The organism is Stappia sp., assembly GCF_040110915.1.
Taxonomy (GTDB): Bacteria; Pseudomonadota; Alphaproteobacteria; order Rhizobiales; family Stappiaceae; genus Stappia.
The window spans coordinates 692,651-705,207 of sequence record NZ_CP157793.1; the positions used below are offsets into that span (position 1 = coordinate 692,651).

At 69.2% G+C, this 12,557-nt stretch carries 8 protein-coding genes and 1 tRNA gene; 8 read left to right on the top strand and 1 reads right to left on the bottom strand.

Annotation, left to right across the window (positions count from 1 at the left end; all coding sequences use genetic code 11):
* The first annotated feature begins 14 nt into the window (after nucleotides 1–14).
* The 8 genes from ABL312_RS03130 to ABL312_RS03165 all read left to right on the top strand — a co-directional run bounded on the left by ABL312_RS03130 (nucleotide 15) and on the right by ABL312_RS03165 (nucleotide 11,618).
* Nucleotides 15–1,565, top strand: a complete 1,551-nt coding sequence (locus ABL312_RS03130; RefSeq protein ID WP_349359923.1) for an AMP-binding protein — start codon at nucleotides 15–17, stop codon at nucleotides 1,563–1,565.
* On the top strand, nucleotides 1,562–2,368 hold the full coding sequence (locus tag ABL312_RS03135; RefSeq protein WP_349359924.1) for an SDR family oxidoreductase: 807 nt from the start codon (nucleotides 1,562–1,564) through the stop codon (nucleotides 2,366–2,368). Before ABL312_RS03130 ends, ABL312_RS03135 begins: the two co-directional genes overlap by 4 nt.
* Before the next feature lie 106 nt (nucleotides 2,369–2,474).
* Nucleotides 2,475–2,720, top strand: a complete 246-nt coding sequence (gene yacG, locus ABL312_RS03140; protein ID WP_349359925.1) for a DNA gyrase inhibitor YacG — start codon at nucleotides 2,475–2,477, stop codon at nucleotides 2,718–2,720.
* Nucleotides 2,721–2,964: 244 nt separating this feature from the next.
* Complete coding sequence (locus ABL312_RS03145; protein ID WP_349359926.1) at nucleotides 2,965–4,596, top strand: bifunctional metallophosphatase/5'-nucleotidase; 1,632 nt, start codon at nucleotides 2,965–2,967, stop codon at nucleotides 4,594–4,596.
* A 447-nt stretch (nucleotides 4,597–5,043) separates the two neighbouring features.
* On the top strand, nucleotides 5,044–6,345 hold the full coding sequence (locus tag ABL312_RS03150) for a tetratricopeptide repeat protein (RefSeq protein ID WP_349359927.1): 1,302 nt from the start codon (nucleotides 5,044–5,046) through the stop codon (nucleotides 6,343–6,345).
* Between the two features lie 74 nt (nucleotides 6,346–6,419).
* A complete protein-coding gene (locus tag ABL312_RS03155; RefSeq protein ID WP_349359928.1) occupies nucleotides 6,420–9,236 on the top strand; it encodes a FecR domain-containing protein in 2,817 nt (938 codons plus the stop codon).
* 244 nt (nucleotides 9,237–9,480) lie between these two features.
* Nucleotides 9,481–9,556, top strand: a tRNA-Phe gene (locus ABL312_RS03160).
* A 223-nt stretch (nucleotides 9,557–9,779) separates the two neighbouring features.
* Complete coding sequence (locus ABL312_RS03165) at nucleotides 9,780–11,618, top strand: hypothetical protein (RefSeq protein ID WP_349359929.1); 1,839 nt, start codon at nucleotides 9,780–9,782, stop codon at nucleotides 11,616–11,618.
* Here the strand turns inward: ABL312_RS03165 and ABL312_RS03170 are convergent.
* A complete protein-coding gene (locus ABL312_RS03170; protein WP_349359930.1) occupies nucleotides 11,545–12,534 on the bottom strand; it encodes a hypothetical protein in 990 nt (329 codons plus the stop codon). The genes ABL312_RS03165 and ABL312_RS03170 overlap by 74 nt on opposite strands.
* Nucleotides 12,535–12,557 lie beyond the last annotated feature (23 nt).

Sequence of the window (12,557 nt, forward strand, 5' to 3'; positions counted from 1 at the left end):
GGAGGAGAGGGCCGATGAATCTGGCGGCCTGGCTGGCGCGCGCCGGTCGCGCGCATCCGCATGCGCCCGCGATCCGGCACGGCGCGCATCTGCATGCCGACTACCGCAGTTTTGCCGCGCGGGCGTCCGCCGTCGCCGGGGCCTTGCGCGGCGCGTACGGTCTCGAACCCGGCGACCGAGTCGCCATCGTCGCGACCAACGGGCCGACCTATCTCGAGGCGCTTTACGGCATCTGGTGGGCGGGGCTCGCGGCGGTGCCGGTCAACGCCAAGCTGCACGGCGCGGAGATCGGCTGGATCCTGGAAAACTGCGGCGCGCGGCTGGCCTTTGCAAGCGCCGGGCTCGAGACGACGCTCGCCGCCCATGCGCCGGAGAGCCTGCGCACGATCGTGCCCCTCGACGGGCCGGAGTACGCCCGCATGGCGGCCGGGGAAGGCATCGACATGATGCACCGCGCGCCCGACGATCTTGCCTGGCTGTTCTACACCTCCGGCACCACGGGGCGGCCAAAGGGGGCGATGCTGAGCCATCGCAACCTGATGGCCATGAGCTTCGCCTATCTGACCGACGTGGACCCGACCGGTCCCGGCGACACGCTGTTGCATGCCGCTCCCATGAGCCACGGCTCGGGGCTTTATGCCATGGCCCATGTCGGGCGCTTCGGCGTCAATGCGGTGGCGCCGTCCGGCGGCTTCGAGCCGGAGGAGGTCTTCGAGGAGATCGATCGCACGCCGCGCCTGTCGATGTTCGCCGCGCCGACCATGATCAAGCGGATGACGGCGTGTCCGGCCGAGACCGTCGCCGACAACATCCGCACCATCGTCTGGGGCGGGGCGCCGATGCATGTGGCCGACGCGATCCGCGCCATCGACCGCTTCGGGCCCCGCTTCGCGCAGATCTACGGCCAGGGCGAGACGCCGATGACCACCACGGTGCTGTCGAAGGCCGATATCGCCGACCGCGACCATCCGCGCTGGGAGGCCCGGCTGGGCTCGGCCGGCATCGCCAATTCGGCCGTGGAGGTGCGCGTCGACGGCGCCGGCACGCGCTCCGGCGAGAGCGGCGAGATCCTGGTGCGCGGCGACACGGTGATGCTGGGCTACTGGAACAACCCCGAGGCCACGGCCGGCGCCATCCGCGACGGCTGGCTGCACACCGGCGATGTCGGTGCCTTCGATGAAGAGGGCTATCTCACGCTCAAGGACCGCTCCAAGGACGTGATCATCTCCGGCGGCACCAACATCTATCCGCGCGAGGTGGAGGAGGTGCTGCTCACCCACGCCGGCGTGCGCGAGGTGTCGGTGATCGGCCGCCCCGATCCGGAGTGGGGCGAGAGCGTCGTCGCCTATTACGCGGGCGATGCGGCGCCGGAGGAGCTCGACGCGCTGTGCCTGTCGCGGATCGCCCGCTTCAAGCGGCCGAAGGACTACGTTCGGATCGGGTCACTGCCGAAGAACAATTACGGCAAGATCCTCAAGACGGAGCTGCGCGAGATGGATCGCCGCGCGACGGAGCGGGGCGCGGAGGAGCAAACGACGTCACACAGGGGGGAGAGGACGGCATGAGCGGACGGTTGCGGGACAAGGTGGCGCTGGTGATCGGCGCCGGATCGGTCGGCCCGGGCTGGGGCAACGGCAAGGCGGCGGCGGTGCTCTTCGCGCGGGAGGGCGCGAAGGTGGTCTGCGCCGATATCAACCGGGCGGCGGCCGAGGAAACCCGCGACATCATCAGCGGCGAGGGCGGGGAGGCCATCGCCATCGGCTGCGACGCGACCCGATCCGGCGACGTGGCGGATGCGGTGGCGGCTGCCGTCGACACCTACGGTGGCCTCACCGTGCTCGACAACAACGTCGGCATCGCCGAGGTCGGTGGCGTGGTGGATCTGCCCGAGGAGACCTGGGACCGGGTCAGCGCCGTCAACCTGAAGAGCGTGTTTCTCGCCATGAAACACGCGATCCCGGCGATGGAGGCGTCGGGCGGCGGGGCGATCGTCAACATCTCCTCCATCGCGTCGATCCGCTACACCGGCGTGCCCTATTCGACCTATTACGCCACCAAGGCGGCGGTGAACCATCTCACCAGCACCACGGCGGTGGAGGTGGCCGCGCGCGGCATCCGGGTGAACGCGGTGCTGCCGGGGCTGATGAAGACGCCGATGGTGGAGCATTCGGCCGGGCTCGCCGATGTCTATTCCAAGGGCGACGTGGAGGAGATGTGGCGCAAGCGCGATGCACAGGTGCCCATGGGGCACATGGGCGACGCCTGGGACGTGGCGCATGCCGCGCTCTTCCTGGCAAGCGACGAGGCGCGCTACATCACCGGCCACGCGCTGGTGGTCGACGGCGGGATCACGCTGAAATACAGTTGACCCGGTGCTCGCGATGCGCGACCGAGGCATGGCGGAGCAACAGCATGCCCGGACAGCAGCATGCCCGGACAGCAGCATGCAGGGACAACAGGATGCAGGGACAGCGATGAGTGACGACACGAGCGAAGGCGCGGGCGCGCAAGCCCCACGTCGGGCGCGGCCCTGCCCGGAATGCGGCAAGCTGTCGGTCGAGCCCTTCTATCCCTTCTGTTCCAAACGGTGTTCCGACGTCGATCTCAACCGCTGGCTTTCCGGGAGCTACAGCGTCCCGGTCGTGGAGCTGGAGCCGGAGGATCTCGCCGAGATCGAGGCGCGGCAGGCCGACGAGGAGGCCTCGCGCGGCCGCGGCTGAGGTGTGATCACACGCGCGGGACACGCGTCACGCACCTGCCATGCCGGTGCGGCACTCTTGCGCGGCACGGGGCGCTGATCGTGAAGGCGCGCGCGAGGGTGTGAATGCACGGCGGATCCGCGCCGAAACGGCTTCGATGCGCCGCGCGCCTGCGCTATGATCGCGTGCGCCGCGATGGCCCGCGCCACGCGAGATGCGGCTGCGGATCCGGCGCGACACAGGCGCCGCAAGGGGGTGAGGGACGATGGGACGACGGAAGTTTCTAACGGGCGCGCTTTGCGCCGGCGTGGCGGTTCTGGCGCTTGGGGCGGGTCCCGCGCGCGCGGACTTCGCGCTCACGATCCTGCATATCAACGACCTGCATTCGCGGCTCGAGCCGATCAACCGCTTCGATTCGACCTGCGCGCCGGAAGACGATGCGGCGGGCGAGTGCTTCGGCGGCATCGCCCGCATCAAGGCGATGATCGAGGCCCGGCGCGCGAGCCTGGCCGAGGCCGGGCGCAACGTGCTCACGCTGGATGCCGGCGACCAGTTCCAGGGCTCGCTGTTCTACACCACCTACAAGGGGGCTGCGGCCGCGGAGTTCATGAACGCCATCGGCTTTGACGCCATGGCGGTCGGCAACCATGAGTTCGACGACGGGCCGGAGGCGCTCGCCGCCTTCCTCGACAAGGTCGACGTCCCCGTCCTGTCCGGCAACATCGACGTGGAGAACGAGCCGCAGCTCAAGGGCAAGGTGTCCGGTTCGATGGTGCTGGAGGTCGGCGGAGAGCTCGTCGGCATCGTCTCGACGCTGGCGGAAGACACCGTCGAAACCTCGTCGCCGGGGCCGAACGTGGCGTTCCTGCGCGCCGAAACCTACCTCAAGGGCGCCGTCGAGGCGCTGGAAGCCTCCGGCGTCGACAAGATCATCGCCCTCACGCATATGGGGCTGCCGCGCGACATGCAGATCGCCGCGCGCGTGCCCGGCATCGACGTGATCGTCGGCGGCCATTCGCACACGCTCTTGTCCAACACCGAGGACGGCGCCGCCGGTCCCTATCCGGTTCTGGTGCAGAATCCGGCCGGGCGACAGGTGCCGGTCGTGCAGGCCTATGCCTATGGCAAGTATCTGGGCGAGATCGAGATTGTCTTCGACGATGCCGGCAAAGTCACCTCGGCGAACGGCAACCCGATCCTGCTCGACGCCTCCGTCGCCGCCGACAAGGACATCGCCGCGCGCCTCGCCGAACTCGCCGCGCCGCTGGAAGAGCTGCGCGCCCGGGTGATCGGCCGGACCGAGGCGGCGATCGACGGATCGCGCGACAGCTGCCGCGCCGGCGAATGCCAGATGGGCAATCTGGTGGCCGAGGCGATGCTCGATCGCGTCCGCGATCAGGGCATCCAGATCGCCATCCAGAACGGCGGGGGCCTGCGCGCCTCGATCGACGCCGGCGAGGTGACCATGGGCGAGGTCCTCACCGTGCTGCCGTTCCAGAACACGCTGTCGACCTTCCAGCTCAAGGGCGCCGATGTCATCGCCGCGCTGGAAAACGGCGTGTCCCAGGTGGAAGACGGGGCCGGGCGCTTCCCGCAGGTCGCGGGCCTGCGCTTCAGCTGGACCCCGGCGCGCGCGCCGGGCGAGGGGCGGATCATCACGGTCGAGGTCGCCTCGGCGGATGGCGAATGGACGCCGCTCGACCCGCAAGCCACCTACGGCGTGGTGTCCAACAACTACATGCGCGGCGGCGGCGACGGCTACCGCGTCTTCGCCGACAATGGGGCGAACGCCTACGACTACGGCCCCGGCCTGGAGGAAGTGGTCGCCGACTTCATCGCCGACATGGACACGGGCTACACGCCGTTCACCGACGGGCGGATTCGTCGGGTCGAGTAAGGTGCGCCCGTTTGTTGCGCAGTCTTGTAAGTAACGCCGGCCGCCCGCTGCGTAAAAACGTGGTGGGCGGCCCCTTTATTGTGCTATTATTGCAACATTGAAGTGCGTAAGGCGCGAGATGCCGCTCAAGACGAGCGACACTTGCGCCGATTGACGCTACGACAAGCTATTGCCACACCTTTTTGCTGGAGGGGCGGGGTGCGCATTGCTGGGGCGACGGATTCGCGAGCGCCGGGACGGGGGGCGGTTTCGCCGCCGCGCGCCAATGCCCGCGTCCTTGCCTGTGTCGTTGCCCGTGTCGTCGCCCGTGTCCTTGTTCGTGCCTCTTCTGGTCGCGACTCTGGTTGCGCCCCTGGTCCCGCCCTCGTTCGCGCCTTTTTCTGCGCCGCTTGCCTCTTTGGCGCGGTCGCCCTGTCATCGGCGGATGCCTCCGCCCAGTCCGGTCCGGTGGCGCAGGCCGCGCCGGACGCCGCTGCCGGGCAGGGCGCGGTCGCCGAGGCGTCGCTGCGCGCCCGTCAGGCGCAGCTTCTGGCGGCGATGCTGGCCGACCCGGCCGATCTGGACATCGCCTTCGATTATGCGACCGTCTCCACCCGACTTGGCGACTACGAGGCGGCGATCGGCACCCTTGAGCGGATGCTCATCTACGCGCCGGGCCTGCCGCGCATTCAGCTCGAGCTTGGCGTGCTCTATTATCGGCTCGGTTCCTCCGAGGTCGCGCGCGCCTATTTCGAGCAGGCGCTGGCGACGCCCGACGTGCCGCCGGAAGTCGCGGCGCGCGTGGAGACCTTTCTCGCGGCGATCGACACGCAGGAAGCCCGCGGCAAGCTGTCCGCCACGCTGGTGACCGGCCTGCGCTACCAGTCCAACGCCAACGCGGGGCCGGGCAGCCGACAGGTCACGCTCAACGGTCTGCCTTTCCTGCTGGACGACACGGCCATCGGTCAGCCGGACTGGAACGCCTTCGTCGCCGGCAACGTGCATGCGGCCTACGATCTCGGCACGCAGGGCGATCTTCTGGAGGCGGACCTGCTGTTCTACGGCGGGCGCTATCTCGACACGCAGCGTCTCGACACCGGCCTTGCGGAACTGACCCTCGGACCGTCCTTCAACATGGGCCGTTTCGGCATCGACGATGCGCAACTCGGCGTCTACGCCATTCTGGGCGGCGTGCGGCTGAACGACGGCAATTATTCCGGCGCGCTGGGCGCCGGTGCCCGGATCGTGCATCAGCCGTCGCCGCTTGCGTCGGTCAACGCCAAGATCGAGTATCGCCATCGCTGGTTTCGCGACACGGCGACCTATCCGACGGTCTCCAACCGCAACGGATATCAGATCCTCGGGCAACTGACCTATAGCCACCGGATCGACGCGAACTGGGTTGTGCGGGCGCTGACGCTCGGCGATTTCGAGCAGGCGGCGGCGAATTTCGAGCAGAGCGTCGAGGGCGGGGCCGGCCTCGGGGCGACCTATCGCTTCGCGTCGCCGATCGCGGGGCTGGAGATCCCCTGGGCGCTCGACGCGGATGCCGGCTACATCCGCCGCGAGTATCGCGCGCCGGACCCGGCCGTCGATCCCGCCACGGCGCAGCACGACAACGAGTTCTGGCTGCGCGGCGGGCTGACCGTTCCCCTTCGCGCGGATCTGGCCGCCGCGATCACGGCGGAGTTTCGCCGGCTGCAGTCGAATTACGCGACGCGGGATTTTTCAAACGCCTCGGTCACGGTCAGCCTGATCATGACGTTCTAGCGGGGGCGTGCCGGCTAGCGAGGAAGTGCCGGCCGGGGGCCGGTGCATGTGGTCGTCGAGGAGAGGAGCGTGACATGAGACGCTGTGCCATGATCGTGACGGGCGCGATGCTCGCGGCCACTTTCGCGGCCAGTCTCGCGGGTCCCCCGGCCGCGGCCGAAGTCGGGGTCGCGGCTGCCGTCAATCCGGACGCGCGACGCACGCCGCCGGGTGCCGCGACGCGCACCGTGGTGCTCGGCGACACGCTGATCTTTCGCGAGCGCATCGAAACACGCGGCGACGGGCTGGTGCAGATCCTGCTGGTCGACGGGTCGACCTTCACGGTGGGGGCCAATTCCGATCTGGTGATCGACGAATTCGTCTACGACCCGGATGCCGGGACGGGACGCCTCGTCGCGTCCTTCGGCAAGGGCGTGGCGCGGTTTGTCGGCGGCCGGCTGAGCAAGTCCGAGGGCGGGGTCACCGTGAACACGCCAGTCGGAACCATCGGCATCCGCGGCGGCATCGCCAATCTGAGCGTCGAGGGGGGCGAGGCGGCGTTCTCGCTGCTGTTCGGCGATGAACTCACCTTCACCGGACCGGATGGCAGCCGCGAACGCGTCTACGAGCGCGGCTATACGCTGAGCGTTCGCGACGGCGGACAGGCGGGGCCGCAGCGGACCATCCGCCGGACGACACAGGCCGACCTCGGCGGGGTCCAGCAGCGGCTGGCCGGCCGGGCGGGCTTGAGCGGCGGCGCGCGGACGCCGCCGACCGACACGCGGGTCGCGCGGTCGGGTGTGGTGCCCGTCAACTCCGCCCGGCCGACCGTTGCCGTGGCGCCGCGCCCCAAGCCGCAGGCGGTGCGCTCCTCCACCCTGCGCGAGGGCGGAGAGGTCTTGCAGAAGATCGCCGCGCGCGCCAACGCCGAGATCGTGCGCGAGACGTCGGAACCGGCCGAAGCGTCCGAACCGCCGGAAACGCCTCCCGAAGCCGGCAGCCCGATCAACGTGCGGGTGCTGTCGAGCGGAGAGAGCTACACCGCCGCCTTCGATGTGGCGGCGATACCCGATCCCGGGCGTCACGGTCTCATCGGCGGCGGACCGGCGCAGGATCGCACCGTCGTCTTCACCGTCGATGCGAGCCGCACGCAGATGACCGGGACCGTCGACGGCGAGACGCTGACGATCCCGCTGCCCGCCTCCGGCGAGGCGGCGTTTCGCGTCGTCACAGACGCCGGGCGGGCGGTGGCGGGAACGGTGCATATCGCCGGCGATCACTTCATCGCCTTTACCTATTTCGAGGAGATCTCGGCCTCCGTTCTCGCGGTCAACGATCCCGTGTTCGGCCTGTGGGGGCAGGCGAGCGACGTGGCGACGGTGGAGGCGGAAAACCCGGATCAGATCCGACGCTACCATCTCGCCGCCGATCCCTTGCAGAAGGCGCGCAACGGCTTCGGCCACGACCTTTACTTCCTCAATCCCTTTGCCGCCGACCTGCTCGGCGAAAGCTTCCTGAGCGGCGTGCGCACGAGCGACTTCCTTCTGGTGGCCAACGACGATCTCAGCGAGAACGATCCCCGCTATCTCGTTGCCTCCATGCTGATCTCGGGAGAGGGGACGGACCAGTCGTCCGCGATTTCGGTATCGACGGGCGTCGTCTTCACCAACGCCTATGGCGACTTCGAGATCGGCGGCGCGCGGCGCGGCGGCTTCCGGGCCGAGGCCACCGACCCCGGGGTGTTGTACTCCGGCCCGGTGTCCTCCTTGCCGGGCGCCGACGGCGGGCATGTCTTCGGCCCCGACGCGGAGAATTTCGTGCTGAGCTTCGACCCCGGCGCGAGCGACCTGGCCCGTGACAGTTCCATCGCCGGTCCGGCGCCCTATGCGAGCGACGCTGAGCGCTCCTCCGGCTTCGTCCATGTGGGGAGCCTCGCGAATGAGGCGGATGTCGGCGCCTTCAGCCGCACGACCCGGGTGCTCAACGGCTACGGTGCGGCGATGATGGAAACCCAGACCACAGGCGGCGTTCCCGTGCCGCTGTGGAGCGCGACGCCCGACGATCTGCTCATGTCGTTCAATGCGGAAATCAACACGGTCGGCGCCGCGCTGACCGTCTATGACCAGACCGCCGAGGACCCCGGCCTTGCGGCCCTGCGCGTCGGCTTCGGCCAGGGGCTGTTTTCGGGTCAGAACGGATCCTCCGCGCTGATCGACGACGACCGCTACGCGCTCACGCACAATCGCGCCGAGACCTTTGCGATCAGCGATGCGGCCGCCACCATCGCGCCGGAGGGCAACCCGCGCAGCTACATGGTGCCCTCGACCCTGGTGGCGGGCGCCGACAACGCCCTGTTCGGCTCCGCCAGCCGGTGCACCTGTGCCTTCCTGGAGTGGGGCTACTGGGGCACCCGCTTCGAAGGCGACGGCGGCACCGGCCCCTTCGATGCCCGCGACGACTACGTGCATCTGGGGACATGGGCGGCGGGCGACATTGTCGCCAATGCCGACCTGCCGACGGCGGGCTCGGCGACCTTCAGCGGCCATGCGGTGGGCAATGTGGCGCGGCAGGTCGCGGACGGCACCGCGCAGTATCTCGCCGCCGGCGATTTCGGGATGACCTACGATTTCGCGAGCCGTCTGGGAACGGCGACGATCAGCGGCTTCGACGGGCGTGACTTCGGCGCCAGCGTCGCCGGCGTGCCCGGCGGCGCGAGCGATCTCAACCGCTTCGGCGGCGCCCTGACCGAGACCTCGGCGGGCGGCGCCTCAGGAGTGTTGACCGGATCCTTCGCGCGCGGTCCCGCCGGCCCGGCGCAAGGGGTCGTGGGCAGTTTCGGCGTGGCCGATCCGACCGGCGCCTGGCGCGCGACCGGGATCGTGGTCGGGCAGCAGGGTGGGGTGCCGGACTGAGCCGCGCATGCGCACCTCATGGGGGTGCACCGTGGGGGGCGCACCGTGGAGGGCGCACCGTGGAGTCGAACCGTGGGGGGCGCGCGTTGGCCGCGCGCTGGAGGGCGGAGCGCCGGGAGCGATGCGCGGGTCATCGGGTCTTCGCATAGCTGTGAAAAACTTGCGCGCGGCAACTGGACAGGCCGGAAGCGAGCTTCTATAAGACCGGCACTTCGGTGCAACGCGCGTTTGCGCGGCGCCGGGCGCCCAGGTAGCTCAGTTGGTAGAGCAGCGGATTGAAAATCCGCGTGTCGCTGGTTCGATTCCGGCCCTGGGCACCACTCTTCTCCTTACTCACAAAAATTCCGCGAACACGCTCACTCGGCAGGCGACGCTTGAACCGCCTGGGCCATGGCCGTTTGTGCGACGTGATCCCGTGTCGGGGCCATGACGCATCGAGGGATGGGGGAGTGGCGCGCGGTCCGCGCCGCATCGATGCGCGGTTGCTCCGGGCGCGCGGGTGGGCGACAACAGCCGCGACGCCGTGCGACCCGATGCAGGACCATGACCGCGACCCAACCCGTGACCCTCGTGACCGCGGCCGATGCCGCCTTTGCCCGCACGCTCGCGCAATTTCTGCTGAGCGTGCGCCGGCGTGCTCTGCATCGCGGAACCCGGGTCGTCGTCTACGACCTCGGCATGCGCGCGCGCCAGCGCGCCGATCTCGAGAGGCGGTTTCCCTTCGCCACCGTTCGCGACTTTTCCCTCGATGATTACCCGCCGCATGTGGCGGTCGAGGCCGGGACCTTCGCCTGGAAGCCGCTCGTCATCCGCGACGCGGCGGAGCGCAATGGCGGCCTTCTGTTCTGGTTCGACAGCGCCACGCTGTTTCGCGGCGACCTGTCGGAGCCGTTGACGGTGCTGGAGACGCATGGCGTCTACACGCTGCGGGGCCAGGCCAGTCTGGCCGAACGCTGCATCGTGCCCGTGCGCGAGCACCTCGGTATCGACCCCGATTTCCTGCATCGACAGATCCGTGTCGGCGGGGTGATCGGCTTCGATCTGTCCCGTGCGCCCGCGCGGGACCTCCTGTCGCGCTGGGCGGATCTGGCGCTCGATCCGCAGGCCTTCCGGCCCGCGTGCCGCGCGCATAACGCCGATCAGACCGTGCTGACCGCGCTTCTGTTCGAGATGGAGGCGGCGGGCGAACTTGTCCTGAACGACGGCGATATCGACATCTCCTCGCCCGCGCCAGTGCGCTGGATGACCTCGCGCAACAAGGTGCGCGCCGACCGTCCGCTCTGGCAGGACCCGTTCGTGCGGCTCAGCTACTGGGCCTACAAGACGGCGGATCGTCTCAATCTGCGCTGGCAGCGTTTCTATCACGGGCCGGTCGAGGGCTGGCACCGCTGGCCGAAGGAGCATTTCCAGACCTTCGTGATGCGGGCGGGCGACGCCGCGCCGACCCCGATCCGCGCGCCGGCCTCGAGCTACTATGCCGATCCGTTCCTGTGGCGTTACAAAGAACGGCTGTGGCTCTTCGTCGAGGAGTTCGTCTATTCCGACCGCCTCGGCCGGCTGGTCGCGATGGAACTCGACGACCGGCTTCGGCCGGGCCCCGTGATGCCGATCCTGCCGCTGCGCACGCACGCCTCCTATCCCTTCCTGTTCGAGGAGGACGGCCGGCTCTACATGGTGCCCGAGACCTGCGCGCTCGGGACGCTCGATCTCTATGTCTGCGAGGCCTTCCCCGACCGCTGGCGGCGTGTCCGGCGGCTCCGGGAGGGCGTCGACGCGGTGGACACGGCGCTGTTTCGCCAGGGCGGCTGGTGGTGGCTCGTGACCTGCGAGAAGCCGGCGGGCGCCGATGGGGGCCGGGGACTTTGCGTCTATCGCAGCCGGGATCTGCTGGACGGCGCCTTCGAGCCGCTGCCGGTCAATGCGGAGCGGCAGTTCGCGGACCGCGACTTCGGTTACGGTCGCGGGGCCGGCAGCGTCTTCGCCGATGGCGAGGGTCTCCTGCGGGTGATGCAGAAAAACGAGACCTACTACGGCGAGGCGGTCGAGGTGCGCCGCATCTCGGGTCTGGAAAGGGATAGCTACAGCGAGGTGGCGGTCGCGGAAGGCCATCCCTTGGAGCATGTCGCCCGGCTGGTGTCGCCGCATCACATCTCGATGCACGGCGATGCGGTCGCCTTCGATGTGCGCGACCGGCTCGGCTTCGTGTCGGGTCTGCCGGGCCTCGGCCGACGGTGGTCCGCCGTGAACGCGGCGACGAAACGGTTTCTCGGGGGCGATCCGCAGGTGCAGGATGCGCTTGCGCGGGCTGTCAGGCGTCTTTGCGCCGAGCTTCGCCCGCGCGATGGCCGCCCACCGTCCAGCGATCCGCGAGATGGCGGATGACGATGGAATTGTTGCGGCTCTCGTTGCCGCCGCTGCCGCGATTGATCAGGCCGAGGCTGGTGGTCTTGTAGAACGACTGCCGGCTCCATTGCTGGAAGCCCGCGCGTTTCGCCGGAATGACGTATTTCGCCACCGCGCAATGGCCGGAAATCCACACGTCGTCGACGAAGAAGGCGGCCTCGGGCGCGCCTTCGTGGGCGAGCATCGCCGCCATCTCGGGGAAGAAGCGCGGGCGCACGAGATAGCCGGAAAACCCCTGCAGGATATCGATGGGCATCCGGCGGCGCAGCCGCCGGGCCCGGATCGGCGCGGGCGGTTCCATGTAGAGGTTGCTGCGGATCGTCGTCGGGCGGTCGATGAAATCCTCCGGCACCACCCAGCCGGACAGGCCGAAGGCGGCGTCGGGTGTCTCCTCGGCCGCGCGGGCCAGATCGCGCAGGAAATGCGGCGGATAGATGCGGTCGTCGTCGACCACGACGATGGCCGTATCCGCATCGACGCCGGTCAGCGTCGGAAAGAGCTTGGTCGCCGGCCCGACGTCCTCACAGCGCACGATGGTCACCGTGTCGAGCGCGGACAGCCAGTCGGGGATCTCGTAGCCGCAGCCCTCGCGGCGCGAGACATGCGGCACGTTCAACCGGATCTCGGCCGGCGGCAGCGACTGGTCGAGCAGGCTTTTCAGCGTCATTTCCAGATGCGCGATGCGGCTGGGGATCGTCGTCAGCGTGACGATCAGATCCGAGCGCGGTCCGGCCTGCACCGCGCGGTCGAGGGCGGCGAGATCGCGCCGCGCCAGCCGTGCGGTGCGCAGGAGATCGGCGACAAGCGTCTCGCCCTCGAAGAAATCGTGGACGAAAATGGCCGTTGCGGCGCCGCCGCCGAGCGCGGACAGGGCAAGCGGAAGAGCGAAGGACATGGGGCGGGCGAGACCGTCGGTCG

Excerpts from the sequence above, each read along its gene's own strand:
- ABL312_RS03130 (WP_349359923.1), top strand. The coding sequence starts at position 15 with ATGAATCTGGCGGCCTGGCTGGCGCGCGCCGGTCGCGCGCATCCGCAT.
- ABL312_RS03135 (WP_349359924.1), top strand. The coding sequence starts at position 1,562 with ATGAGCGGACGGTTGCGGGACAAGGTGGCGCTGGTGATCGGCGCCGGA.
- yacG (WP_349359925.1), top strand. The coding sequence starts at position 2,475 with ATGAGTGACGACACGAGCGAAGGCGCGGGCGCGCAAGCCCCACGTCGG.
- ABL312_RS03145 (WP_349359926.1), top strand. The coding sequence starts at position 2,965 with ATGGGACGACGGAAGTTTCTAACGGGCGCGCTTTGCGCCGGCGTGGCG.
- ABL312_RS03155 (WP_349359928.1), top strand. The coding sequence starts at position 6,420 with ATGAGACGCTGTGCCATGATCGTGACGGGCGCGATGCTCGCGGCCACT.
- ABL312_RS03165 (WP_349359929.1), top strand. The coding sequence starts at position 9,780 with ATGACCGCGACCCAACCCGTGACCCTCGTGACCGCGGCCGATGCCGCC.
- ABL312_RS03170 (WP_349359930.1), bottom strand. The coding sequence starts at position 12,534 with ATGTCCTTCGCTCTTCCGCTTGCCCTGTCCGCGCTCGGCGGCGGCGCC.